The sequence below is a fragment of the Pseudomonas tolaasii NCPPB 2192 genome, assembly GCF_002813445.1.
Classification (GTDB): Bacteria; Pseudomonadota; Gammaproteobacteria; order Pseudomonadales; family Pseudomonadaceae; genus Aquipseudomonas; species Aquipseudomonas tolaasii.
In genome coordinates, this window is the sequence record NZ_PHHD01000001.1 from 5231900 (window position 1) to 5256961 (window position 25062).

Here is a 25062-nt window from a genome sequence, read left to right on the forward strand (position 1 = left end):
CGAAATGGCTTGCGGCGTACAACCACACTACAAACTTGAAAGCGACAATTCAAATTTTGTTTTGAAATTTTTATTTAATGCTGAGGTAAAAAAATAGGCTGAACAGATCAACCGGTTTCAGCCTTGAAAACCGCCCCAGTGTCGAGCCTCATACCGTGCAGGCATGAAACGGCAGAAAGATGCGCTGACTGCCGGCTTCATACCTGCCCCTGTACAGGCTGCGGGTCAGAACTTGTACGTGGCGCCCAGGCTGACCACCTCCCCTTTGCTGTCGACCTTGCCATCCAGGCGTGCCGCGCCCAGGCGGTCTTCGTTGACGGTTCTGAGTTTGACCTTCTCGACGAACTGGCGTGAGTAGGCGCCGTCGATGCTCAGGCCCGGCACGGCCTTGATGTTGTAGCCAAAGCCCAGGGAGGCGAAGTAGCGATCACCGTCCGGGATGCGCGGGTCGCGTGTGGAGTTGCGGGTCGGCGTCTGGTCATAGGCGACACCGGCACGCACAGTGAAGTCGTCGGTGAGCTTATAGTCGCCGCCCAGGGAGTACATCATCACGTCCCGGTACTTATACGGAATCGACACAATGGTGTTGCCGTCAGACTTGAGCGTCAGGGACTTGAACGACGACCACTGGGTCCACAACGCACTGGCGCCGAGGGTGAAACGGTCGTTGAACACGTGCACCCAGTCGATGGCGGCAGTGGCCGGGATGTCCAGTTGCGTGGTGGCATTGGCGCCATCCGGGAACAGCTTCAGGCCGGGGTAGGCGCGTTCGGGCAGGGTCAGGCCGTCGCCGCCGTCATCCGTCATCAGCAAACGGCTGCCGGGGTCAGCGTTGAACTTGTACTTGCCCTCCAGCTTGTTCTTGATCTTGGCGTGGTAGTTGAAGCCCACGGTGTCCTGGTCGGTCGGCTTCCAGGCCATGCCGGCGAACCAGCCCACGGAGGTGTTATCGACCTTGACCCGAATCAGCGACTGCCCCACCCCGGACGGATAGGGAATACCGAAACCGCCCAGGCCCGGGGACACCGCCGCCGAGGCGTACAAGTCGACGTTCTGGCTGACGAACCCGCTGGTGTGTTGAACGATGGCGCCGCCGCCGATGGAGAACTGGTCATTGACCTTGAACGACAGCGAACCGGTCAGGCCCACGGTTTCGATTTTAGTATCGACGGCAAAGTCGCGGCCTTTCCAGTCGTTGTCCCAGGTGGATTTCATGCCCTGGGGCACGACCTGGCTCAGGCCGAAACTGAAGCGATCATTGATCGGTATGACCAGGAACCCGGTAGGCAGCCACGCGGTGAAACCGCCTTCGCCGCCGTCGCCGGTACGCGGTGTGGAGGTGACCCCGCCAAATTCGTCGATCACGCCGACGGAAGCCGGATCACCTTTGTAATCGTAGGCATTGCCTTTGAACTTGATATTGACGCGCGCATAGATGACGTTTTGTTGCGCGATGGTTTGATCGATAAAGGCCATGGCGGCCGGGTTGTTGTAGGCCGAGGACGGGTCGTCCTTGAACAACGAGCCACCCCCGAATGCACGGCCCCACCCTTGGGCGCCAAACGTAGGAGTCGAGTAACCGCCAGCGTGTGCCGGCCCGGCCGCGACTATCAGCCCGCTCAACAATGCCAGGCCAAGTAATGCCTGGGCCGGTTGTTTCTTATTATTCATGCTCCACTCCTTATTATTTTTTCCACCACGGCCGGGCTTGCCGTCCCTGGGTTCACTCAACAGGTGCCCCGCTTGGGGCACCTGCATTTCAACGTGTGATCATCACGTCAAGCACTTGGCAATCAAGGGTTTACGGTGAGCACTGGCGATGGAGCGGCGTTCAGGGCGGTAATTTTGCAGCTGCCCACGGTCTGGGCCGAAGGAACGGTGATGGCGTGGGTATTGTTGTTGTAGAGCACGTTGATCGTGGCCGGGCCGCTGGCGCAGTTGCTGACGATCTTGAAGTTCACACCCGACACAGTGCCTGCGTACACGCCGGCGCCGGTGGAGGTGGAGGTTGGCGTCAGGGTCCATGGCAGGCCGAGCAGCACCGGTACGCCGCAGAGTGGGTTGGCGCCACTGACCGACGCGCCAGTGATGGAGGCGGAGGAACCGTCGCCCGCCACAGTGCCGGTGAACACGATGCTGCAGGAAACAGCCGCACCGAACGACGCTGGCGACGACACCGCAATGGTCCCGGTAGGCGTGGAGAAGCTGGTGCCCGCCGGAGAAATGGTGGCGGCATTGGCCATGGAAGCAGCACCCATGCACACAGCCAGAGCAGTCAAGGACACGAGAGTTTTCAAGCTTTTCATTGTTTTTCCTCACATGTGATGGCGAGTCAGTTCGCCAGGGGTAATGGCCATGATCGAGAGGTCACGGTGAAACTGCAGAACTTCCCTTTCCAGCCAAATTTCAATTCATTTACCGCTGCAACATCAGGAACAGGTATTACTCAACAACTTTGAAGTTGGACGGCATCTTGATCGACACCGTTTTGATCTTGCAGTCTTCGCCAATCGGTACATTGGCCGCTTCCAACTTGCCGGTGGCATTATCCCAAGTACCGTCAGCCGTGGAGGGGCCACACTTGCCACCGAGACCAAAGGCATGAACATCCACACTGATCTTTGACATCGAGCCACTTTTCGTATCTTTGGCAATCAAGACCCACGGCAAGTTGATGGCCTCGACACGGCTGCACTTGAGGCCGCCGTCGAACTCGACCTTATCGACATTTACCGATGAACCATCTGCGGCAACTTTGCCGGCCACCTTGATGGTGCAGTCGGCGCTGATCAACGCGCCTTTGGAAAAGCTTATCGGTCCCTGGGCAGTGAATGCGCTGCCGGCAGGCTCGATACGGGCGGCCTGGGCCTGGTGGTACACAATCAGCCCGAGGGCGGCCAGGACAATATGTGCGGTGAACGTGACAGGGCTTTGCATGGTGTACGTCCTTCCCTTGAAATTATTGTTGTAGGGTCAAACAACTTGCTTGCAACGAAACCGCTTAATCGTGGGCGATGAAAACCACCACGGCCATTAAACCGCGTGCCCCGCAACGTGCCTGATTCAGGTTAAAACGGTTTTGCACCGTTGCTGTATTTCTCCAGATACTTCAAACGCTGTGACGGTTGAAGATTGGTCAGCGTGATATCGCCGTCATAGTGGTTCAATACCCGGTGATCCATACGGCGGCGCCACAAGTACGGCACATACGCCCAGACAATCATGCTTGCGTAGCCGTAAGGAAGTTGCGGTGACTCATCAAAATGACGCAACGACTGATAACTGCGTGTGGGGTTGGCGTGGTGATCGGAGTGACGCTGAAGTTGGAACAGAAAGATGTTGGTCACAATACGGTTACTGTTCCACGAGTGCCGTGGTGAACAACGCTCATAACGGCCATTGGGCAACTTCTGGCGTTTGAGGCCGTAATGCTCGACATAGTTGACCACTTCCAGCAACGAGAACCCGTAGATGCCCTGGATGATCAGGAACGGAATCACCGCCGCCCCCAGCCAGACAATCATCGCGCCCCACAGCGCCACGCTGTACATCCAGGCGCTGAGCACGGCGTTTTTCCAGTGCAGGGCCGGCAGGCCGAGTTTGCGCAGGCGTTCACGCTCCAGGTTCCAGGCCGAACGTGCGCTGAACCACACCGAGCGCGGCAGGAATGCCCAGAAACTCTCACCCAGACGCGAGCTGGCCGGGTCTTCCGGCGTGGCGACACGTACGTGATGGCCACGGTTGTGTTCAGTGTAAAAGTGCCCGTAGAACGTCGGCGCCAGGGTGACTTTGGCCAGGAACACTTCCAGCGGCTTGGGTTTGTGCCCCAGTTCATGGGCAGTGTTGATCGCGATGCCGGTGGCGGCGCCGGTGGACATTGCCATGCCCAGGTAGGTGAACCAGGTCACGCTGCCATGCAACTCGGTGCGCGCCGTCAGGTAAGCCGCCGCTTTCGCCAGCCAGCTTGATGGGTCCAGGTGTGCGGTGGCGTTCAGCAGGCCGCCACTGATGATCCAGTCGATACCGCCGGCGGCGAGCCAGCCGGTGATCACCACCGAGGAGATAACAAACACCACGCCGGTGTAGACGATCCAGCGGTAGTAGCTTTGGGATTCGAGGTTGCTGACAGCGGATTCGGGCGGGTTGCTGACGTCCTCACCCAGCAGGCCGTCGATCAACGGGATCAAGCCGAAAATCACCAGCACACCGACCCACCACAATTGCTGCAGGCCAGTGGTAATAGCCAATGCGCCCGAGAGCAGGGGAGTGGCCAGCGGCATGATGCCCAGCCACCAGAGGTGGCGTTTGCCGTCGGTCCAGGTGCTTGCGGTGGCCAGGGTCTGATTCATGGCAACCTCCGCACGTGACGGGTTGGCAGGAATTCGACACACGCCATAAACAGGTTTGCGGAGCGCTGAATGCTCCGGGAAATCAACGATGCGATAAAAGACGTTTTTTTCATTATTTTATTCGCTCTTAGGCACTGCAAAAACTGTTTCAAATAAGACATTGAAATAATTTTTTTAAATAAATAGCGCGGAATCGTTAGGTCGTCAACTAGTTTCTTGAAGCCTTTTTGACGTGACCGGGCAGTCTCTTTTTCAGCCGTTTGGTCAGGTGTCTAAAGCAGGCTTCGACGCCCCTCAACCGCGAGTCGGGTGGCACAACTATTTGCTCGCCAGGGCAAATGGCGGGTGCAGCAACGTGGCGTTTTGCGGTGGCCGAGCGCGTTTGGCCACCTGCTCCACCACGGCCGCCACACGCTCTGTGGCGGTGATCGGCAACATATGCCCTCGCCCTTCCACCACCTGCAGCTTCAGCCCTGGCACCTTGCTGGCCAGGGCCTGGCCGTGTTTCTGGAAATCGAGCACCTTGTCGCGCGCGCCGTACATCAGCCCGATCGGCAGGGTCAGTTGCGCGTAGCGTTTGACCATCTCCGGCAGGTGAGCGTTGACGGTGTTGATCTCGGTGGAGGCGGCGTAGAAGTTATCCGGGCGCATGCCAAGCAAGCCGCCACCGCGGGTGGCGAAGTCTGCGGGCGCCGGGTCCGGGGCGAAAACGCCCTTTACTACCGAACCTTTGGTCAGCAGCCCGATGGGCAGGGTCAAGGTATGTGACACCCAACGGCGTAACCAGACCGGGCGCACCGCCAGGGACAAAAACACCCAGGGCAGCAGACGTTGGGGATGGGTCAGCGGTGCCACCAGGATCAACCCCGACACCGCATGAGGATGGTCAAGGGCCAGCGCCAGGGCAATTGCCCCGCCAAGGGAATGCCCCAATACCAGGGGCTTGTCCAGGTCCAGCGTCTTGATAAAAGCGGCAATCTGCCTGGCCTGGGCCGGCAAGTCGGCTGCGGTGCCGGAATGCCGGGTGGAATAGCCCGACCCCGGGCGGTCGAGAGTGATCACCCGAAAGCGCTCGCGCAACTGGCCGGACAAGGCATAGGTCAGGTTGCGGCTGCTGCCCATCAGCCCATGGATCATGACCAGCGGCGGGCCCTTGCCCTCGTCTACATAATGAAAGCGCTCGCCCTCTACCTCCACGAAGCGCCCGTTGATGGGAACAGCGGTTTCGATACGCCGCGTCATCAGGGCACTGAAAGCCCACAACAGCGCGCTTGCACCCACTACCACACCCGCAGCGACTACCCAATCGACAGCCATAGCTCGGTCCTCTGCTTCCCTGCCGCTGGCGACCCGACCGGAATTGATCAAGGCCTCAGCCATCGTCCACACCCTGGACCAGACTTCATGCATGCCGCGCGCGTCCGTCGGACAAATCGCACATGCGGAACAAGGTCCTAGCGTAGGCGAAATTTTCAGGTAGATTATTTAAAATCTTTTTTAAAATAAATAATTCAATTTTCCTTTGCAATGGTGTTTTATCTAAAAGACCCACAAAAAACAGGAGCACGTCCGATGCCCTCCAAGCGCTCTCGCCATGAGGCCGGTTTATGAATGCCCACGCTGACTCAATCGACATCGCCATCATTGGCTCGGGCTTCGCCGGCTTGTGCATGGCCATCAAACTCCAGGAAGCCGGGCTCACCGACTTTCTCATCGCCGAACAGGCCGACACCCTGGGCGGCACCTGGCGCGACAATCACTACCCCGGCTGTGCCTGCGACGTGCAGTCCCACGTGTATTCGTTTTCCTTCGCGCCCAACCCGCACTGGACGCGGCAATTTGCACCGCAGGCCGAGATCCGCGCTTACCTTGAGCACTGCGCCCGGCGTTTCGGGCTGGCGCCCTACCTGTGCTTCGGCATGGGCCTTGAGCAGGCGGTATTTGATGAGCAGCAGCAACGCTGGCAACTGCGCTTCAGCAATGGCCGACGGGTCAGTGCGCGGGTGCTGGTGTCGGCCATGGGCGGGCTCTCGCGCCCGGCACTGCCGGATATTCCCGGGCTCGAACATTTCAAGGGCAAACGCTTTCACTCCCAGCAGTGGGACCATGACTATTCGTTGAAGGGCAAACGCGTGGCGGTGATCGGCACCGGCGCCAGCGCAATCCAGTTCGTACCGCAGATTGCACCGCAGGTGGCTCATCTGGATCTGTTTCAGCGCACGCCGCCGTGGATCATGCCCAAGCCAGACCGCGAGATTTCACGCGCCGAACGCTGGGTGTTCAGGCACCTGCCATTCACTCAGCGTCTGGTACGCGCTGCGTTTTACTGGGCACTGGAAGGCCGCGTGGTCGGTTTTGCCCTGCACCCGCGGCTGATGAAGATGGTGCAGAAAATTGCCAGGCGTCACCTGCACAAACAGGTGGCCCGCCCTTCCCTGCGCAAAACCCTGACGCCCGACTACACCATCGGCTGCAAGCGCGTGCTGATCTCCAACGACTATTACCCGGCGCTGTCGCGCAGCAACGTCGAGGTGGTCACCGACAAGGTGCTGCGCATCGAAGCCGACGGTGTGGTCACCGCCGATGGCATCAAGCACCCGGCTGATTGCCTGATCTTCGGCACCGGTTTCAAGGCGGCGGACCCGGTGTTGCGCGGTTGCATCATCGGCCGCGACGGTCTCGACCTGATCGACGCCTGGCACGACGGCGCGCATGCCTATAAAGGCACCACAGTGCCCGGCTACCCGAACCTGTTCCTGATTGTCGGCCCCAACACGGGGCTGGGGCATAACTCGATGATTCTGATGATCGAAGCCCAAGTCGCTTATATCCTCGATGCCCTCAAACAGATGCAGCGCCAGCACCTGGCCACTGTCGAGGTCAAACCCGCCGTGGAACAGGCCTACAACGAACAGTTGCAGGCACAACTCAAACGCACCATCTGGAACACCGGTGGCTGCCAGAGCTGGTACCTCGACCCGCGCACCGGCAAGAACACCACGCTGTGGCCCGGTTCGACCTGGCGCTTCAAGCGCGTGACCCGGCAGTTCGCCCTCAAGGACTACATCGCCAGCCCGCTGGCGAGCAGCCCGTCGCCCCGCGAGGCGGCGGCACCTCACCCCAACGCAGAGGGGAGCCTGTCATGAACTCTTTCAACGGCCGCGTGGCGGCAATTACCGGTGCGGCGTCCGGCATGGGCCGCGCCCTCGCCCTGGCATTGGCGCGCGAAGGCTGCCACCTGGCCCTGGCGGACAAGAACAGCCAGGGGCTGGAACAGACGCTGATGCTGATCAAGACGTCGACGCTGTCGCCGGTGCGCGTCACCACTTACGCGCTGGATGTGGCTGATCGTCAGGCCGTGGAAAACTGGGCTGCGCGCTGCGTGGCGGATCACGGCAAGGTCAACCTGGTGTTCAACAACGCCGGGGTGGCGCTGTCGAGTACGGTTGAAGGCGTGGACTATGCCGACCTGGAATGGATCGTCGATATCAACTTCTGGGGCGTGGTGCATGGCACCAAGGCCTTCCTGCCGTACTTGAAAGCCAGCGGCGATGGGCATGTGGTCAACACCTCCAGCGTGTTCGGCCTGTTCGCCCAGCCCGGCATGAGCGGTTACAACGCCACCAAGTTTGCGGTGCGTGGCTTCACCGAATCCTTGCGCCAGGAGCTCGACCTGCAAGGTTGCGGGGTATCCGCCACCTGCGTGCACCCCGGTGGCATTCGCACCGACATCTGCCGCAGCAGCCGCATCGACGCCAACATGACCGGCTTTCTGATTCACAGCGAGCAACAAGCCCGCGCCGACTTCGAAAAACTGTTTATCACCGAGGCCGACCACGCCGCCAAAGTGATCCTGCGTGGCATACGCAAGAACAAACGTCGCGTGCTGATTGGCCGCGACGCCTACTGTCTCGACCTGCTCGCGCGCCTGCTGCCGGCGGCCTATCAAGCCTTGGTGGTGTTCGCCAGCAAGCGCATGGCGCCCAAACCGCGCACGCCGGTGTTTGAAACCAACGACGAACCCCGCCCCTGAACAGGAGAGCGCACCATGCTGCCGATCCGTCGCGATATCCGTTTTGCCTTGCCCGCCGGGCGCATCAAGGACTGGCATGAACAAGGCCCGTTCATCACGCACTTTTTCAACGCGTTGTCGCTGCTGTTTCCCCAAGGCGAGTTGTTTTTCATGGACAGCGTGCGCCACTATCGCCAGCGCATCGATGACCCGGCATTGAAAAAGGAAATTCAGGGGTTCATCGGCCAGGAAGCCATGCACAGCCGCGAACACGTGGCCTATAACGACTTGCTGCAAGCCGCCGGCCTGCCCGCCCACACCCTGGACCGACGCCTCAAGTTCATCCTCGACCTGCAAAAAAAGCACCTGCCGCCCGCCTTCAACCTGGCAGTGACCATCGCCCTTGAACACTACACGGCGATGCTCGCGGAAATCCTGCTGAGCGACCCGACGCGCTTTGGCGAATCACTCAAGGGTTACCAGCAAATGTGGTACTGGCACGCCCTCGAAGAAACCGAGCACAAGGCCGTGGCCTTCGATGTGTGGAACACGGTGATCAAGCCCGGGCCGGGAAGGTATCTGCTGCGCACCGGGACGATGCTGACCACCACGCTGTTTTTCTGGCTGGTGGTGTTTGACTTTCATGTGCGATTGTTGATTGCCGATCGCACGTCCGATGGATATCTGAAGGGCTTCTGGCGAATGCTCAAATTCCTGTACGGGCCCAAAGGGGTGTTTCCGCGCATGCTTCGGCCGTGGTTGCATTACTTCAAACCCGGCTTTCATCCATGGAACCACGATAACCGCACGCGCCTGGAGCGGATCGACGGGTTGGTCGAAGAGATCGAGCAGACCCGGCGTGAATACGCGTCCGCCCAGACTTAACGCTGCGCCAGTGCGCGCTCGCGGACAAAGCCCTGCACCTGATCGCCGGGCAGTGCCTTGCTGAAATACCAGCCCTGGATAAACAACTCGGTGCCAGTATTCAAGAAGGCCAACTGCTCGGCCGTCTCCACGCCCTCCACCACCACACCGAGGTTCAGCGCCTCGCAAAAACGCAGCATGCCGGTCAGCACCTGGGCGCCTTTGGGATCATGCTGGGCCACTACGAAACTGCGGTCGATCTTGATGAAGTCCACCGGAAACTGGTGCAGATAACTCAGCGCGGAAAACCCGGTGCCGAAGTCATCGATGTACACCTTGGCGCCAATCGCCTGAAGTTTCTGGATGGTCTGACGCGTGGCCGGCACGTCACTGACCAGCGCATCTTCGGTGATTTCCACCGACACCTGCCCGTGGGCCTGAGCGAGGATTTCCACCAAGCGCTCACCGTGGGCGGCGTTGGTCAGGGTGGTGCTGGAAATGTTGATGGTCATGGGCAGGGCAAAGCCGGCCTTCTGCCATTTCTGACACTGACGTACCGCCTGGGACGCCACCCACACATCCACGTCCGGCATCAGCCGCGCCTGCGCCAGCCATTGCAGAAACTCCCAGGGCGAATGCACCTGGCCCTTGTCGTCCCGGGCACGCATCAGGGCTTCGCAACCGGTGCACAACCCTGTACGCGTAGAGACCTGAGGCTGAAATTCAAGGTAGAACTCATAGTCGCAGATCTGCTGGATGTGGCTGAGCTCGACTGCCTGGCGGGCCAGGGTTTTGTGGGAGGCGAGCACCGGGTCCATCTCGCGCAGCCGGCCCTTCTCTTCGAGGCCGCGAAAGGTCATGTCCAATGATTTGAGATACACCGTGCTGCCTTCCGTGGCCTCGCGATGGATCGCTCGCACATAGGGCGCGTACACCAGCGTGCCCAGCCCCAGCAGCGCCAGTTGCAACACCACGGCGGCCCAATCCCCATGGGTGCTGAGGTAGGCATTGAGCAGCACGGGTGCAGTAAACGGCACGCTGGCCACGGCGGGTGACACCCATCCCAGCAACACCGCGGTCAATGCCAGCATAGCGTTGAACGCCGGCACCAGCAGAAAGGGCATGAACAGGCGCGGATTGAGAATGATCGGCAGGCCGAATAACAGCACTTCGCTGACGTTGAACAGCGACAGCGGCACACTGGCCATCGCCAGCAAGCGCATGGACTGGCTTTTGGAAAACAGCAGAATCGCCAACAGCAGGCACAACGCACCGCCCGAGCCACCGATAAAAGCGAAACAGCCCAACAGGCCGCTATTGAGCACATACGGAATCGATTCACCCGCTGCCGAAGCGGTGCCATTGAGCACCACGGCCTGGTCCAGCACATCAAACAACGGCTGCATGGCATACACGCCGTGAATGCCGAAAAACCACAACAGCGAATTCATCAGCGTCACGAACAAACCGCTGCCATAGGGCGATTGCAGTGCATCCAGCACTTGCGGCCCCTGAAGCTGCGCCACATAAGGAATCTGCAGCAGCAACGACAGCACCACCACCAGAGACAGCGCGGTGATGGCGCCAGGTATTACCATGTTGATGGTGCCGCGCAGGTTATGCCCGACCAGATTCTCATTCACCAGGCGGGTCCAGCGAAAGCGGTGCAGCCACGCGACTGCCGGCACATTGAGCAAGGGCGAAGCGATGGCAATGAACAGCACGAACGTAGCCGAGGCTCGCGGGTACTCACGCAACACAAACGTTGCAACCACCACGTGGGCCAGGCACAAAAAGGCCACAGGCAATTGGGGCAAACGGTACTGGATCGCCAGCATGTAACCGATTGAGGCGGCCACCAGCAGCGGAATCACCGAGCTGATCTGGTTGTGCAACCCGGACAAAAACGTCACGACTTGCGGGTCGAAACCCAGCACTCTGGCGCACTCGGACAGAATCAGAAAACCGGCCGACACCAGCAGGCATGGCAGGATCCACAGCAAACCTTCCCGTATCGCGCGCAGCGAATCGGTGCTGGCCAACGCCGCCAGGCGCTGAGTGAGGAAAAGTTTGAACAGCGTTTGCGCCATGACCCGCCCCTCTGCCCTTCGCTCTCTGCCAGCAGGCAGGCCCGAAACTCCCTGGTAACGCTGGACATTCAGGAACCGGGAGCAAAAGATTTTGCCGCAACACTCGTAATTATTCAGAATTAATTTCGACACGCTATGCTTGTCGATTGTCGTAAAGGAGCCAGAGATCAAGGAGGTCCGTTCAACATGCAACTCAAGCTGTCAAACCCCGTGCCCCCCATCGTATTCAATGCCGTGGTGTGGCTGTGTGGCGTTACGCTACTACTTTTGCTCAAAAATGCGCTCGTAGCGTTCTTCGAGGCCATCGACGATGACTCGCTGGAACTGAACCTGGCCATGGCGCTGTGCGCCTACGTGCTACTGTTTTTGCTGGAGCCCATGAGAAACCGCATCGATCGGCGTCTGAAAAAACGCAACCGGCGCCGAGCCAATCGTCACAGGAGTTAGCCTTTGTCAGACCCCGGCGATAACCACCAGCGCGCCCTGGACAAATTTCTGCTCGAACACCCGGACGTGCTCGCACAATTGGACACGCTGAACCCGTTGGCTGCCCAGGCCAAGAAAGAAACCCTTGCGCAGTATCGCGCCGAACGCCTGCATGAAGCCTTCGAGGCGGAAGCGGAACGTCTGCACCTGTTTGCGTGGGAACTGACCCTGAAGTTGACGGCCGAATCCCCGCAGGCGTTTGAAGCCCAGCGGCTGGAGGTGCATAAGGAAGTCGCTCAGATGGCGGGGATGAATTGGGCTGAATATTGCCAGTTGCATGATTTGGTGGAGTAAGGGTTGGGCTACAGGTGCCAAAAGCGCCGGCGACAACCCATCGCTTCAGCCAACTCCGCAACGGTAATGGTTCTTCGCTCGGGGTCGGCGGCCAGGGCTGAACGTAATGCTGGCCAGCAACCGCTCGGCAACTGCCGGGGGCGTGCTGTTTTTGGCAGGGTTTGATGGCTCTCCAGGCGCTTTGCGCAGGCCATTTCGTACACCACGCGCGCGGCGGCATACAGGTCGGCGGCAACCGTCAGCTCACCTCCCTCGAGCAACTCCGGGGCTGCATAGGTTGGGGTCCATGCGTTGAACCGGCTGCGATTCAAGCTCGGCAGGCCCGTTTGAACACTGCCCAGGCCGAAATCGAACAGGCGCACACCCTGTTCGCCCATCATCACGTTGGACGGTTTTATATCGCCATGAAGCACCCGTTGCCCGTGGGTGTAGTCCAGAGCGTCCAGTAGCTGCACAGCCGCAGGCTGCAATTCTCGCCAAGGCAACCCTGCGGGGCACTCCTGAAGCAAACGATCCAGGGTGATGCCATGCATCAATTCCATCGTGAAAAAAGCGGTTTGACGAGGCGTGTCGACCTCGAATGAAAACGCGCGAACCACACCTTCGTGATGCAGGCTTCGGGTCAGCGAAAACTCGCTGTACAACAACACGTGGGCATCGGTGCACTCGGACATGCTTTCACCCAACATCTTGAGCGCCACATTGGAGCTTGGCTCACCAAACTGCTCGTGCAGGAGGTCACGGGCGCGATAGACCACGCCCATTCCGCCCCTGCCCAGCTCACGTTCCAGCTGATAACGCCCGGCAAGCAGGTTGAAAGGGAGTGATGCTTCACTCATGGCCGCACCACCACCGCCGTGAAATCATCCCGCGCGGCGCCACGCAATACGCCAGTGAACAATCGATCCACGCTCTGTTGCGGCGAGCCGTTACTCAGGGCCCGCACCAGATCGTCATTACCGAGCAGTTGATACAGGCCATCAGTGCACAATAAAAACACATCGCCTGGCCGAGTCCCCAGCTCCAGGGTTTCAAGGCTCAACGACGTACCGGCGCCAATGGCACGCGTCAGAGCCCTGGCATCAGGATGGGCCCGCGCTTGCGACAGACCCAGCCGACCTTCATCCACCAGACGCTGCAACAGGGTGTGATCCTTCGACAGTTGGTACAGGCGTCGCCCACGCCACAGATAGCAGCGACTGTCCCCTGCCCATATGCACACTGCGCGGTGCGCCTCCACCAGCAAGGCCACGACGGTACTGCCCATCGTGACATCGTGACCCGTGGTCAATTGTGCCCCGGCACACACCAAACGCCGGTTGACGTCCTGCAAACATCGCAGGGCTGTCTGGACACGTTGATCCAAGCCACCCCGAGCAGGCAACGAAGCCAGGCTGTTGATCACCCAACGGCTCGCCACATCACCGGCCTGGTGGCCGCCCATGCCGTCCGCCACTGCCCAGCAGCCACTCTGCGGGCAGTCGAGGTACGCATCCTCATTGCGAAGCCTGGCATGGCCCTGCTGCGTGCGCCCGGCACTGCGCCGATGGGTTTGCCCGAGATTCATAGCTGCTCCGGCAACCGGAAAGTGCGCCAGGCATCCATCTCAAACGGGCTGGGAGTGCGCGGGGTCGTCAGCAGGTAATTGGCGCGCAACCCCGCGAGGTCTGCCTTGACGACTTGCGCGTTGCGCCCACTGGCTGACTCCTTCTGCAACAAGTCGAAGAACCTGAACAGCGACCAGGCGCCGGCGTTTTTCTCAATCCCCAGCGGCCGTTGTTCCGTCCCTCGTTCAAGCACCAGGCTGCTGCGCCCATTGTCGGCTTCCGTGGGCCAATTAAACGTCATGGGCACAATCGGGCCATGTCGATATTCCAGTTGCTGATCGCCCAGGCTAAGGGTCGCACGGCTGACCGAGGGGTCCAGGCTGTAGGGAGCCAATGTGAATCGAATGGCTAATTCGCCATGTTCCTCGAGGAAAAAGCTGCGACGGATAACCTGCGCTTTCGTCAACTGGTCCAGCAATGAACGTGTAACCGGCAGGCTATTACCGTCCAGACCGCGCAGCCTGTATCGGCTGCCATCAACGCTGATAAAGGGTTTGAGGTACCCCTCATAAAAGCGTGCCATGACGCCTTGCGGCTTGAAGAACTCTTGAAAGTCGTGAAGGCCGACTTCACTGGTCGCATGGGCGTTGAAGGGATAGCGTTGACGCAATGCTTTGGCATAAAGACTGTACACATCACTTTGATAGCGCTGGTTGACGTGCGAATAGGCGCCCTCCAACAAGTGCCTCCAACTATCGTCAGCCACCCCTTCGAACCAACCCGCTAGCGGCAGTGGCAAACGCGAAGCGGCGTCCCGCAGGTTGCCCAGTACATCCTGCTGCCCCTCCATTCGCCGCTTCACTCTTTGGAACGCTGCCTGTTCCGGGGAACTCTCCCGGTTCAGCGACGCCAGTTGCAGGTGCAACTCGTCAAGCAGTCGCAACGCTTGAGTAAGCTCGGCACTCGGGTTCTGCTGTTCATCCAGCAACTGATGCAGCGGCTCAAAACGCCGTTGCAGTGCGCGGCGAGCCGTGTCAGGAAATGCGGCTGTTTGCACTTCAGTCGCCGCCGACTGAATCATCCCGCCCAACGCGCCTGCTTGCGAAGCGGCTTTGTCCAACAGCACGTTGGCAGGCAGCAGACGGGTATTTTCGGCAATCACCTGCAATAGCTGCATCAAGGGTGACTGGGCGGATGTCAGGTGCGCAAGCTGCTCGGCATTCTGCCTGAGGTTATCCGTGCGACGCAGGCTGACACGACCAAGAGCCTCGCTCCAAACATCGGCATATTCACTGAAATAACGTTGCTGAAGCTCGGTCATCAACCGACGCAGATCCATGGCGCTCAAGTCACCGGCTTCGCCCATTATCCAGTTGTCCTGTGCAATGGCATTCACCAGCCTCGGCCCCTGAGCCTCGAAATACTGCCAATACCGTTTTGTGTAAAAGCCCGGTACAGGTGGGTCGGCCGCCAATAACCCTTTACCCTCGCCAAGACGCAGCGGTTCCAGGTTTCGCGATTGTTCGCGCAGTACCCGGTAAACGCCATCAGCCAGTGATTCGCCTCGCAGTTCCTCACGGGCCATCGACACCAGCGTCGCGTCGAGCGGCACCACAAACGGGTGCTCCAGCAGCCGCGCAAAATGCGTATTCAGACGCTTCTGCACGGATGCATCGCCCGGATGACGCGCAGACCAGATACCCGCCATATGCTGCGCCAGCCAACTGTTCTCGCGACGCTCACGCAAATTGAGCATCAGATAGGCGCGCAGATCGTCGAGCCGCTGCTCCCGGCTCCCGTGATGGGTGCGCACCTGCTGCTCAACCTGTGCAGTCATTTTGCGCAGGAACTGCTGTTGCAGCGCCTGCTCATAGGCGCGTGTGACGATCGGGCGGCTCAAATCCCCCTGGTAAAGACCGGCTCGCTCCATGAACCCGGCGCCCCCTGCCGGCGGGAACACCTGAGTCGCCGCCAGACGCGCATCCAGCAACGCCAGGAGCGCCAGGACCGGGTCGGCATCTGCTGCAGTATCGGAAGGATGGTCGGCCAGTGTTGCCAATTGCGACAGCCGATGCTGGTTGACCGAATAACTGTGTGCCCACAGCCATCCTGCCCCACCGACAAGCAATGCCGCCGCCGCCAATTGCAACCCCTGGCGCCTGCGAAGTCGACGTTGCTCCTGAACCTGGAGGCCGGCGAGACCGGCTTCGGCGAAGATAACCCGACTGAACAGCCCTTCGGCAAAGCGACTCTGCCCAGGGTCTGCGCAGGTCAAGTAAAACCCGCGCAAACCATTGATGCGCCTGTTTCGATGCGTGGAAAAAGCCGATTCGACAAAGATGCACAAACGCTCGCCGATTTGCGCTGCTTCCTGCGCAAAACCCAGCATTTGTCCGCGACGCTCCACACTGCGCTCCTGATGCAACCGTGTAATCAACTGCGCGCTCAATCGTTGCAACAAGGTCTCGAAGGCGTGGCGCACCTGGCCAATGTCAACACGGGTGTGGCTCTCATCAAGACGTTGCCCGAACACGTTTTCGGCGGTATCCCTGGGGGACGCTTCGAAGAATTGATTAAACCCCGGAAGCCGGTCGGCCTGGGTCAACACCAGATAGAGGGGAACGTCGGCATGCAATGTCTGGTGAATTTCCTGCAGGCGCGAATGCACATACCGGGCGTGACGCTCCACTTCGTTTTCGTTGTTGCTCAGCAACCTCTCCATCGACAGCGCGACTACCACGCCGTTAAGCGGGCGCGCTCGCCGTCGCACGCCAAGCTGGCTCAACAATGTTGACCATCCTGCACCGTCCACAGCACTGTCAGGCTGCATCAGGTAACGTCCCGGCACATCAATCACGACGCCCTCATCGGCGATATACCACTCGCAATGCGCCGTTTCCCCCTGTGGCACCTCATCTGTTTGATCGAATGGCAATTGCAAGCCGGCTGCCGTCAGCAACTGTGTCTTCCCGCTTCCAGGTTCCCCTATCAACAGGTACCACGGCAGTTCAAGACTGCCTGGATCACGCGGGGTGGATTTGAGCGTCCGGATCGCCTTCTTGAACAGCTCACGTACACGCACCTGTTCTGCGTCTACCCGTGCCGACTGTTGCTCGCGCTCCGCGCGCTCGTACTGATCAACCGACGTTGTGCGGCGTCCGCCAAAGAGGGCCATTGCCAACCCCCATAAAAAAAACAACGTGCACATAGTGACAAGGCGGGCCGTAGTACCCTGCAAAAACCGGTAGTCGTTCACAGCCAGCAACGGCCCGACCCACCACACCAACACCGTGCAGGCAAGCACCACTAACAGGCTCCAAACCCAAATCCTGCTCAGCACAGCGCCCGCCTTCTTGAAGAATGCGTTCATTCATTGCTCCCAGCGTTTACGAAGGCGTCTGAATCGGTTCAGGCGCCGAAGATAGAAAAGGTTGCAGCGCATGCCCTCGCAGCTCACCCAACTTCCAGGCAAAACCGATGTACAGACTCACCCCGCAGGCCAGGGCGAACGCTGCGATCCAGCGAGCCGAGATGACGCGGAACCTTTTGCGCCGTCCCGTCAACGGCGGGGCGGGATCGTTCGGCGGGTCACCCCGTACTTGCCTGATCTGACGATGCAAGGCATCACGAACGGCTTCGAGCTCGCAAGCGCCTCTCTCCAACACCCGGTACTTGCCTTCAAACCCGATGGCCAGACACAGGTAAATCAACTCAAGCATTGCCAGGTGCCTGATCGGGTCGCGGCACAGTCGCTCCAACAGCTGGAAAACTTTCTCGCCGCCAAAGGTTTCGTTGTGAAACCGGCTTAACAGGCTCATCCTGGACCAGTCACTGTGATTGCCCCACTCAGTCGTGACGACCGCTTCATCAATGACGCTGCAAAGCACGTAACGAGCAGAAATAACCTCACTGCCTTCAACGCCGGACTGCAGGGCGCACGCTTCAAACTGGTTTACCGCTGATGACAACCGATCGTTGACCGCCGCGATGCTGTCGCGCCCCGAACTGCTCTTGAGTTCGACCACTTGCAACAACAATGGCCACGCCGCAACAACCAATGAATTGGTGCTCGTCTTGAAGCGGTGCACGTCCTGAGCACGGGCGGCATAGACCATCCGGCCCTCCAACTGCTCAAAACGCGGCGCAGAAGGGAAGTCCGTGATCGGCACCTGCAAAGGACCGCGCCCCTCACTGTCAAGCAGGATGGTTTTTTCATCCTGCGGATATTCGCTGTCCATGATGTTCAGTCCCTGATCGCCCAGAAGTTAAGTTCGAGTGCCGCGAATTCACCGCTGACATGAAAGGCAAAACCACCTGACTGCTCCAGTTGCGCGATGTCTTGGGCGGTCAGTTCAAGGAGAAAATAGGTTTTGCCTGCGTGAAACGGAATCTGGCGTGGCGCTACGGGCAGCGGCTTGATCCTGATACCCGCCAAGTGCAGGTTGACCAATTCGCGAATGCGCTCTACAGGCCCGATTTTCAGATGCGCCGGCAGGCGCTGGCGTAACGTCTCGGAGTCACACTGCGCGGCAGCCGCCAGAATGAAGGTGGCAGCGCCCAACAACTTCAAGTCGCCAACCGGGCACACCATCACCCCGTACTGGCGCTGTTGCAGTGCCAGTTCGATGGCATGTTGCTCCAACACCATCGACAGTGCCGTACGAACCCCATTCATCAACCCGCGAAAACTCTCACCCTGGTCACCATGGCTGTAACGTATGCCCGGAGGAATCCGCCTGCTTTCGTTTGAAAACGTCGAAAGCTCTCCAAGCATCGACAGCAAGGTTCGAAACAACGTTTCGGGGCGCACCTGGGCCTGGCTGAAGTAATGACGCAGCTCCAACTCAGCCCGGTTGATCAGTTGCAGCATCAGGAAATCACCGACTTGCGAACTGGCCGCAGCCCCCTCTCCCCGCACGCGCGCAGCAATGGCGTCACCCCGGCTGGCCAGCAGACTGATCACCTCTTTGAGGCAGGACGACACGTACCCGTTGCCCTGAAGAAAAATAAACGTTGGCACGTAGTCCGTATCCAGATTCACGCCGCCCTCGTTCGTGGAATCCAGAAGCTGTGCAACCTTGAGCGTCACAAAACCAGGGGCACTCTGATGGTCTCCCAAAAGAAGGCGTAGATCCGGGCGTCCGGCGCTGATCCGGCAACGGGAGTCCACACCGGCATTGGAATCACCCACCTCGACATCACAGGCAACATAACGCGCTTGAACCTCCGTTTGATCCTGCCGGCGAACCTCAGTCTGGTTAGCCGTCGCCAACGGCAACGCAAGGTAAATCGATTGCCCGCCGGAATTGGCGGGCACTTGCAGAACCAGAGGCTCCATGACGGCACCCAGTTCAAACCAGCTTCCGTCGGGTAAAATACCGCTCGCCTGATTGACCACTACCTTGCCCAGCTTCAGGTATTGCAGATCAAGCTCCAGCGTCAGAAAACCCCACGCATCGGCGTTCAACAAACGCGCCCGGTTGAGTTGCTGGTGGTAATAACGGTCGTTGTGCTGCAAATGCTGAGGCCGCAACAACATGCCTTCCTGCCAGATGACTTTATCAACGCGCATCTCACTCAGCCTCCGTCAAGGAAGCGGGTAACGCGCAACGGATGCCCGCTTCGTCCAACACCCAGTCCGCACGGTTCAATTGCTGAGAATTCACAGAAATGACCCTGCGCCACTGAACATTGGGCAGGTTTCGGTAAGCCGCCAGCACGCCTACGAACCGGGTATCAGGCTCCAGCCTCAGTTTGAGAACCTGTTGTTCTCCGGGGCGCAGTTCAATTTCCTCGCTGTTGATCCAATCCTTGGGCAATACCTGCTCCGCATGGGTATACAGGCTGAAGAAATCCGCGTTCTCAAAGGCAGCGGCATGTCGTAACTCGAACAAGCGCACCACCACGGGCGAAGGCCGGCCATGCAGGTCTGGGTTGACGCGCTCATGAGCCGTCAATTTCACGTCCAGCTTGGTCAACGTGGAAAATGGCGAGATCGCACTGCAGCCGGTCAACAAACCGACCAGAAACAGCGTGAGTACTAGGTTGGCTCGGTACATGGACATCATCCTGGATAGTCGACGTGCAGCGTTGAAATCAGGCGCACCTGTTCTTCGTATGCCTTGGCGAAAGCCTCATCTGACGGGTGGCCCTTGCCGCGCCCCTGCGCAATGAGGCGTTGGTAGTACCGTTGATAGGCTCGCCAGCGCCCCCCGTCAGTGGAAAACCGAAACCTCTTTTCCGGTGTGTGAAAACACGCCAGCAGATGCCCCGGAGAGAAGACCGCCTGCGTACTGCGCACGGTGCTGCGACACGCGGCCAGCAATGCAACCTGGTGGGTCTGCAGATACCGATATGCCTGAGTAATGATCCGCTCCGCAGGCAATTGACTCGCGGCGGTCGCAGCGAGCATCGCTGACAATCCAGCCTCACTGCCCGCGTAGTCCTTCAAGGGGTTCCGGCTTGCGGGTTGAACGTCCGAAAGCGGCAGGTCGAGTTCGCTTTTCAGCTCGTCGCAGGTCCTCAGGCTGTGGTTCAACCCCTCAAACCCCAGGCGAAACAGGCGCGCTACCTTGATTGCCAGGGCCTCTCTGTCAGACAGTTCATAGGTTTCGATGCGAATGCCAAGTGCTGCTCCGAACGCTGCCCAAAAGACATCGTCATCTGGCGTTGAAGCAAGGGACTGAACTGCAACGGGCTCTTGGACGGACTCTGCCCGGCGAGGCAAGACCAGGTGGTCCCTGTCGATCACGCTGTGTCCTGCACCAAGCCCCGACTCTGTGGGCGCCATGGCCAACGCCTCCAGCTCCGGCGAGGTCTCCCGATGTTGCCGTTCGAGATCGAGCGAACGTATGGGGTCCAACGTGCGGAAAGCATCGTCGGGGATCGATTCGGTGGCGGTGTGAAGTCGTGTGTCACCAGACCGTGCGGACTCAGTCAATCGCGCACTGACCCTCAAGGATCCCAACCGATACTCGTCGCCATTGCTGATCAACCGCGCCAGCCCTTTCTGCAGGCGCTCAGAACTGCCCACCACGTCGATGCCATTCGTGCTGATATCCGTCAAAAAATATCGCCCCTCTCGGCAGGCGATCAGCCCGTGATGGCTGGAAAGCAGGCGACTGGAATCCGGAATGGTCCAATCACATCCGGCACCACGACCAATGACCCCGCCGACTCCGTCAAACGTTTTACGCAGCAGCGGCTGGGGGCCCGTTTCGCCGGCACTGATTACCTCTAACTCAAGCTTCATACCCAAGCTCCCCGCTCACTGACCACGCACGGTCGACTGCGGCTCACCTAATCGGCGGTAGTCGGCATCGTCAAAGGCATAGTTGGCGCTGCAGCCACCCAACAAACACAACACAAGCACAACAGCTTTCCACGGATGATCAGGCATTAGGTTTCTCACTCGGTAATGTGACCGCCCGGATGGCGGCAGGCGATGCGATTCAACGTTCGCCTTTGGCGTCGTCAAAAGGGATGTTCAAACGCGCCAGGCGATAGAGCAGCGTACGTCGGGCAACGCCCAGCTCACGGGCAGTACGGGTTCGATTGCCACGGTTCTTGTGCAGGCAATCAATCAAGACCACGCGTTCGACGCGCTCCATGCGCTGGCGTAGCGTCGCTTCTGCCGCGGCAACTGGATTCGACGGGTGCGGAAGCGACAGGTGTGCAGGCAAAATCACATCGCCTTCACACATCAGCACTGCGCGCTCTACAAGGCATTTGAGCTCACGAACGTTGCCGGGAAAGTGATGACTTGACAGTTGATCAAGCGCGCCCCCGGACCACTCGAGCGATGCCCTGCCCAGCGATGCGCAGGCCTTTTCCGTGAAATGCCGAGCCAGTTGCAACACGTCGCCATCTCGTTCACGCAAAGCCGGAAGTTGAATGGGAAACTGAGCAAGACGGTAATAGAGATCTTCACGAAAACTGCCCTGCGCGACCATGGCCGACAAGTCACGGTGCGTCGCGGCAATAATGCGAACGTCAACCTTATGGGCCGCACTGGCTCCCAGCGGCCTCACTTCGCTTTCCTGTAACACCCGCAATAACTTTGCTTGCAGTGACAGCGGCATATCGCCAATTTCATCCAGCAGCAACGTGCCGCCATCCGCGGCGTCGAACAGTCCCGTGTAGTTCCGTTCAGCCCCGGTGAAGGCCCCTTTGCGGTAACCGAACAGCTCGCTTTCCAGCAAACCCTCCGGGAATGCCGCACAGTTCTGTACGACAAAGGCCTTGCCGCTGCGCGGCCCGGACAGGTGAATGGCCCTGGCCACAACCTCTTTGCCGGTACCCGTTTCACCCTGCAACAGAACGGTGTAGGGGGTATGCAGGACCTTGGCGATCAGGTGGCAGGTTTCTTCAATCGCCGCACTGCTGCCTATCAAACCAAGACTCGGCGCTTTTCCTTCAGCGCGTGGCAACCGTTCGCACTGCACAGCAAGCTGCATGCAACGCACCATGAGCAATTGATTCAGGGCAAAACTGCCCAACCGGCCCAGTGCAACCGTATGGTCTTGCAGCGCCGAAGGTCGCCGACTGGCGCACAGAAGAACACCCGTGATCACCCTGCGTCGGTCGAACAGCGGCACTGTCAGCACTGAGCGCCAAGGTTTGCCTGCTGACGGCAGGAATCCAGCGTCATAAGGGCTGCACGCAAGGTCGTCGATACATAAAGCAATCCGGCGTTCCAGGACATAACGCAGTAATTGCTGCTCTTTCAGGTCTTCGCCCGAGGACCGATGGGGCGACGAAAACAACGCTGGCAAATGCTGGGCAACCAGGCTCGGTCGAGCAGTGGTTTCATCAAGCAGATACAACTGGCTGAGCTCGCATCCACTCAGTTGCGCGGCGCTCACCACGCAAAGATTCGACAATGCAGTCTCGTCACTCGCCAGCCCGATACGTATGAAGCTATCGAGCAAGGTATCCGCATCGGCCAATGGGCCATTCGTTTGTGTAATCTGGAAATCGCTCATTAGCTGAACTCGCAGATCGGATGATCGCTGCCGTCCAGACAAGCATGGGCCTGAGACAGCGACTCACCGGTGGCCATGGCAGCAAGAACCTGGTCGACCATCTGTGGCAATAAGTGCCGCTCGATCCATTGATCGATGTACCGCGCACCGCTGTCGCCATGGGCACAACGCTCGGTCATGTGGGTGACCAGTTCCGACGAGTAGGTAAATGCCAGTTTGCGTCGCAGCAGGCGCTCCCCCAGGCTTGCCAGCTTGAGTGCCGTAACGTCCTGCAGTACGGGGCCTGCAATCGGGTAATAGGGCACGACACGCATGCGAGCCAGCAAGGCCGGTTTGAAGTGCGCGCGCAACAGCGGATGGATGGCGTCCTGCAGCACTTGGGCATCGGGGCGTTGGCCATCCGCGCACAGCTTGTTAATGCAGTCGCTACCCAGGTTGGAAGTCATCAGGAACAGTGTGTTGCGAAAGTCAATTTCCCGACCTTCGCCATCATTTGCGCGCCCCTTGTCGAAAACCTGGTAGAACAGGTTCAACACTTCAGGATCGGCTTTTTCGACTTCATCAAGCAGCACAACCGAATAGGGCCGCTGACGCACAGCCTCTGTCAAAACCCCGCCCTCGCCGTAACCGACGTAGCCCGGTGGCGCACCTATCAGCCGGGACAGCGCGTGTTTCTCCTGGTACTCCGACATATTGATCGTCGTGATAAATCGCTCACCACCGTAGAGCAAATCCGCCAGGGCGAGGGCTGTTTCCGTCTTGCCCACACCGCTGGGGCCGACCAGCAAAAATACTCCCACGGGGGCATCGACCTTGTTCAGTCCGGCAGCCACTGCTCTCATGGCGCGGTCGAGTGCAATCACGGCCTGGTCTTGTCCCAGGATGCGTGCGCGCAAGGCGTCGGCAAAGCCAGAAATTTTCTCGTTGGGCTCAAGGGAAAGCTGCTCGACCGGTATCCCCGTCCACGCACTGACGACTTGTGCTATCAACCGTGGACAGACTTCGAGCCTGGTTGATGCAGGCACGTGCTGGGCCAACTCCTGCTCCAGTAAGCCGCACTCGCGCTCGATAGCCTCAAGCCTCAGGCTCAAGGACTGCAGTACCTGTGCATCCGCGGGTAGCCGCGCTTCAAGGTCACGGCTTAACGCATGGTGCTGCCGGCTGACTTCAGCCTGCTCTGCACGCAGTTGCTGCAGGGTTTGCGCAGGCATCGCCGCGCGGGTACGCACTCGCGCGCACGCGGTATCCAAAACATCCACCGCCTTATCCGGCAACTGACGCCCCACAAGGTAACGCGCGCTCAGGTGGGCTGCTGCGACGACGGCGTCGTCACGCACGTAGACACCGTGGCTTGCCTCATAGACAGGTACCAGCCCACGCAGAATGGACACGGCCTGCTCGACGCCGGGCTCCGTGACAAGCACCGGCTGGAATCGTCGCGCCAGCGCCGGGTCTTTTTCGATGTATTTTTTGTATTCCGACCAGGTAGTCGCCGCGATGGTACGCAGCTCTCCCCTGGCCAGGGCCGGCTTGAGCAAATTGGCCGCGTCAGACCCTCCCGCCGGCCCTCCTGCTCCCACCAGGGTATGAGCTTCATCAATAAAAAGGATCACTGCTTGCGGCGCGGCGTTGACTTCATCAATCACACCTTTGAGGCGTCGTTCGAACTCTCCCTGAAGACTGGCGCCCGCCTGCAACAAACCCAGGTCCAAAATCAGTACGCGAACGGACTTGAGGGCGTCGGGCACGTGCCCTGCGGCAATTTTCAAGGCCAGGCCTTCGACTACCGCCGTCTTACCCACGCCCGCCTCCCCCACCAGAATCGGGTTGTTTTTGCGTCGGCGCACAAGAATGTCGATCAACTGACAAATCTCTTCATCACGACACAGGACAGGGTCAATCAAGCCGTCCCGGGCCTGACACGTCAGGTCGAAGGTGAACCGTTGCAACAACGATTGCGTAGCAACCGGCTGGACATCAGGCGTGCGAATCACCAGAAAATCCCGCACGCGATCTGCATTCAGTCGACTCAAAAAACGGTAATAGCCGCTGCCTGCGTAAGTCGTTGGATGACGCAAGAGCGCCAGCAACAGAGCGCCGTGGTCAACCTGATGCCGCCGCAGTTCGACATGGGCAACCATCAGCGCCTGCTGCAGCCACTGCACCAATGCCTGGGCGAACACCGGGTTGCGTGTGGCGCTGTTCTCGCTTTTGGGCTGCAACACCCCATGCAGTTCACCAGTCGTTACGCCTGCATCCTCCAATGCACGGGTCAACACGCCATCCGGGTGCTCAAGCAACGCCAACAGCAGATCTTCGACCAGCACTTCTCGACCTCCGCGCATGACGCAACGCTCGGAGGAGCGTTCAAGATCAACGCGCGCATCAACAGTCAGGTTGTTTATCAGTTGTTGCAGATCAACATTTATCATGGTC

At 59.4% G+C, this 25062-nt stretch carries 20 protein-coding genes; 5 read left to right on the forward strand and 15 right to left on the reverse strand.

Annotated features, from left to right (window positions below; translation table 11 throughout):
• Positions 1-225: 225 nt before the first annotated feature.
• The 5 genes from ATI14_RS23975 to ATI14_RS23995 all read right to left on the reverse strand — a co-directional run bounded on the left by ATI14_RS23975 (position 226) and on the right by ATI14_RS23995 (position 5666).
• Complete coding sequence (locus ATI14_RS23975; protein ID WP_016969687.1) at positions 226-1671, reverse strand: outer membrane protein transport protein; 1446 nt, start codon at positions 1669-1671, stop codon at positions 226-228.
• Positions 1672-1793: 122 nt separating this feature from the next.
• Positions 1794-2306 (reverse strand): alkane oxidation protein activator PraB, encoded by a 513-nt coding sequence (praB, locus tag ATI14_RS23980; RefSeq protein ID WP_016969688.1) that lies wholly within the window; start codon positions 2304-2306, stop codon positions 1794-1796.
• A 136-nt stretch (positions 2307-2442) separates the two neighbouring features.
• Positions 2443-2937, reverse strand: coding sequence for an alkane oxidation protein activator PraA (gene praA, locus ATI14_RS23985; protein WP_016969689.1), 495 nt, complete (start codon positions 2935-2937; stop codon positions 2443-2445).
• Between the two features lie 131 nt (positions 2938-3068).
• On the reverse strand, positions 3069-4349 hold the full coding sequence (locus ATI14_RS23990; protein ID WP_016969690.1) for an alkane 1-monooxygenase: 1281 nt from the start codon (positions 4347-4349) through the stop codon (positions 3069-3071).
• A gap of 318 nt (positions 4350-4667) precedes the next feature.
• On the reverse strand, positions 4668-5666 hold the full coding sequence (locus ATI14_RS23995; protein WP_031319575.1) for an alpha/beta fold hydrolase: 999 nt from the start codon (positions 5664-5666) through the stop codon (positions 4668-4670).
• 290 nt (positions 5667-5956) lie between these two features.
• On the opposite strand from ATI14_RS23995, the gene ATI14_RS24000 reads away from it, so the two are divergent.
• The 3 genes from ATI14_RS24000 to ATI14_RS24010 are packed head-to-tail and all read left to right on the forward strand — an operon-like array spanning position 5957 to position 9246.
• Complete coding sequence (locus ATI14_RS24000; protein ID WP_016969692.1) at positions 5957-7495, forward strand: flavin-containing monooxygenase; 1539 nt, start codon at positions 5957-5959, stop codon at positions 7493-7495.
• Entirely contained in the window at positions 7492-8382 is an 891-nt protein-coding gene (locus ATI14_RS24005; protein ID WP_016969693.1) for an SDR family NAD(P)-dependent oxidoreductase, read from the forward strand. Before ATI14_RS24000 ends, ATI14_RS24005 begins: the two co-directional genes overlap by 4 nt.
• Positions 8383-8397: 15 nt before the next feature.
• Positions 8398-9246: a metal-dependent hydrolase gene (locus ATI14_RS24010; RefSeq protein WP_016969694.1), complete on the forward strand. Its 849-nt coding sequence runs from the start codon at positions 8398-8400 to the stop codon at positions 9244-9246.
• Here the strand turns inward: ATI14_RS24010 and ATI14_RS24015 are convergent.
• Positions 9243-11315: a PTS sugar transporter subunit IIC/EAL domain-containing protein gene (locus ATI14_RS24015; protein WP_026083062.1), complete on the reverse strand. Its 2073-nt coding sequence runs from the start codon at positions 11313-11315 to the stop codon at positions 9243-9245. The two genes, ATI14_RS24010 and ATI14_RS24015, sit on opposite strands and share 4 nt — an antisense overlap.
• A 186-nt stretch (positions 11316-11501) precedes the next feature.
• Here ATI14_RS24015 and ATI14_RS24020 point away from each other — a divergent pair, with 186 nt between their 5' ends.
• Together ATI14_RS24020 and ATI14_RS24025 are read left to right on the forward strand one after the other, a co-directional pair.
• Complete coding sequence (locus ATI14_RS24020; protein WP_016969696.1) at positions 11502-11762, forward strand: hypothetical protein; 261 nt, start codon at positions 11502-11504, stop codon at positions 11760-11762.
• Positions 11763-11765: 3 nt separating this feature from the next.
• A complete protein-coding gene (locus ATI14_RS24025) occupies positions 11766-12095 on the forward strand; it encodes a DUF6388 family protein (protein WP_016969697.1) in 330 nt (109 codons plus the stop codon).
• Positions 12096-12103: 8 nt separating this feature from the next.
• Here ATI14_RS24025 and ATI14_RS24030 read toward each other — a convergent pair whose 3' ends face one another.
• The 9 genes from ATI14_RS24030 to ATI14_RS24075 form a co-directional block, all read right to left on the reverse strand.
• Positions 12104-12934, reverse strand: coding sequence for a serine/threonine-protein kinase (locus ATI14_RS24030; RefSeq protein ID WP_016969698.1), 831 nt, complete (start codon positions 12932-12934; stop codon positions 12104-12106).
• Positions 12931-13662: a PP2C family protein-serine/threonine phosphatase gene (locus ATI14_RS24035; protein WP_016969699.1), complete on the reverse strand. Its 732-nt coding sequence runs from the start codon at positions 13660-13662 to the stop codon at positions 12931-12933. Before ATI14_RS24035 ends, ATI14_RS24030 begins: the two co-directional genes overlap by 4 nt.
• Positions 13659-17012: a type VI secretion system membrane subunit TssM gene (gene tssM, locus ATI14_RS24040; protein WP_080520302.1), complete on the reverse strand. Its 3354-nt coding sequence runs from the start codon at positions 17010-17012 to the stop codon at positions 13659-13661. Before tssM ends, ATI14_RS24035 begins: the two co-directional genes overlap by 4 nt.
• 16 nt (positions 17013-17028) lie before the next feature.
• Positions 17029-17880 (reverse strand): type IVB secretion system protein IcmH/DotU, encoded by an 852-nt coding sequence (gene icmH, locus ATI14_RS24045; RefSeq protein WP_080520303.1) that lies wholly within the window; start codon positions 17878-17880, stop codon positions 17029-17031.
• Between the two features lie 5 nt (positions 17881-17885).
• Complete coding sequence (gene tssK / locus ATI14_RS24050) at positions 17886-19214, reverse strand: type VI secretion system baseplate subunit TssK (RefSeq protein WP_080520304.1); 1329 nt, start codon at positions 19212-19214, stop codon at positions 17886-17888.
• Between the two features lies 1 nt (position 19215).
• Positions 19216-19701, reverse strand: a complete 486-nt coding sequence (gene tssJ / locus ATI14_RS24055) for a type VI secretion system lipoprotein TssJ (RefSeq protein ID WP_016969702.1) — start codon at positions 19699-19701, stop codon at positions 19216-19218.
• Positions 19702-19706: 5 nt separating this feature from the next.
• On the reverse strand, positions 19707-20894 hold the full coding sequence (gene tagH / locus ATI14_RS24060; protein WP_016969703.1) for a type VI secretion system-associated FHA domain protein TagH: 1188 nt from the start codon (positions 20892-20894) through the stop codon (positions 19707-19709).
• Positions 20895-21093: 199 nt separating this feature from the next.
• Positions 21094-22626, reverse strand: a complete 1533-nt coding sequence (locus ATI14_RS24070; RefSeq protein ID WP_080520306.1) for a sigma-54-dependent Fis family transcriptional regulator — start codon at positions 22624-22626, stop codon at positions 21094-21096.
• On the reverse strand, positions 22626-25058 hold the full coding sequence (locus ATI14_RS24075) for an AAA family ATPase (protein WP_031319576.1): 2433 nt from the start codon (positions 25056-25058) through the stop codon (positions 22626-22628). Before ATI14_RS24075 ends, ATI14_RS24070 begins: the two co-directional genes overlap by 1 nt.
• Positions 25059-25062 lie beyond the last annotated feature (4 nt).

Bases quoted from the DNA above. Each gene is read 5' to 3' on its own strand.
- ATI14_RS24075 (WP_031319576.1), bottom strand. From the start codon at position 25,058: ATGATAAATGTTGATCTGCAACAACTGATAAACAACCTGACTGTTGAT.
- ATI14_RS23990 (WP_016969690.1), bottom strand. From the start codon at position 4,349: ATGAATCAGACCCTGGCCACCGCAAGCACCTGGACCGACGGCAAACGC.
- ATI14_RS24030 (WP_016969698.1), bottom strand. From the start codon at position 12,934: ATGAGTGAAGCATCACTCCCTTTCAACCTGCTTGCCGGGCGTTATCAG.
- tssJ (WP_016969702.1), bottom strand. From the start codon at position 19,701: ATGTACCGAGCCAACCTAGTACTCACGCTGTTTCTGGTCGGTTTGTTG.
- ATI14_RS24005 (WP_016969693.1), top strand. From the start codon at position 7,492: ATGAACTCTTTCAACGGCCGCGTGGCGGCAATTACCGGTGCGGCGTCC.
- tssK (WP_080520304.1), bottom strand. From the start codon at position 19,214: ATGCGCGTTGATAAAGTCATCTGGCAGGAAGGCATGTTGTTGCGGCCT.
- ATI14_RS24000 (WP_016969692.1), top strand. From the start codon at position 5,957: ATGAATGCCCACGCTGACTCAATCGACATCGCCATCATTGGCTCGGGC.
- icmH (WP_080520303.1), bottom strand. From the start codon at position 17,880: ATGGACAGCGAATATCCGCAGGATGAAAAAACCATCCTGCTTGACAGT.
- ATI14_RS24010 (WP_016969694.1), top strand. From the start codon at position 8,398: ATGCTGCCGATCCGTCGCGATATCCGTTTTGCCTTGCCCGCCGGGCGC.
- ATI14_RS24020 (WP_016969696.1), top strand. From the start codon at position 11,502: ATGCAACTCAAGCTGTCAAACCCCGTGCCCCCCATCGTATTCAATGCC.
- ATI14_RS24070 (WP_080520306.1), bottom strand. From the start codon at position 22,626: ATGAGCGATTTCCAGATTACACAAACGAATGGCCCATTGGCCGATGCG.
- tagH (WP_016969703.1), bottom strand. From the start codon at position 20,894: ATGAAGCTTGAGTTAGAGGTAATCAGTGCCGGCGAAACGGGCCCCCAG.
- ATI14_RS24015 (WP_026083062.1), bottom strand. From the start codon at position 11,315: ATGGCGCAAACGCTGTTCAAACTTTTCCTCACTCAGCGCCTGGCGGCG.
- ATI14_RS24035 (WP_016969699.1), bottom strand. From the start codon at position 13,662: ATGAATCTCGGGCAAACCCATCGGCGCAGTGCCGGGCGCACGCAGCAG.
- ATI14_RS23995 (WP_031319575.1), bottom strand. From the start codon at position 5,666: ATGGCTGTCGATTGGGTAGTCGCTGCGGGTGTGGTAGTGGGTGCAAGC.
- praA (WP_016969689.1), bottom strand. From the start codon at position 2,937: ATGCAAAGCCCTGTCACGTTCACCGCACATATTGTCCTGGCCGCCCTC.
- tssM (WP_080520302.1), bottom strand. From the start codon at position 17,012: ATGAACGCATTCTTCAAGAAGGCGGGCGCTGTGCTGAGCAGGATTTGG.
- ATI14_RS23975 (WP_016969687.1), bottom strand. From the start codon at position 1,671: ATGAATAATAAGAAACAACCGGCCCAGGCATTACTTGGCCTGGCATTG.
- praB (WP_016969688.1), bottom strand. From the start codon at position 2,306: ATGAAAAGCTTGAAAACTCTCGTGTCCTTGACTGCTCTGGCTGTGTGC.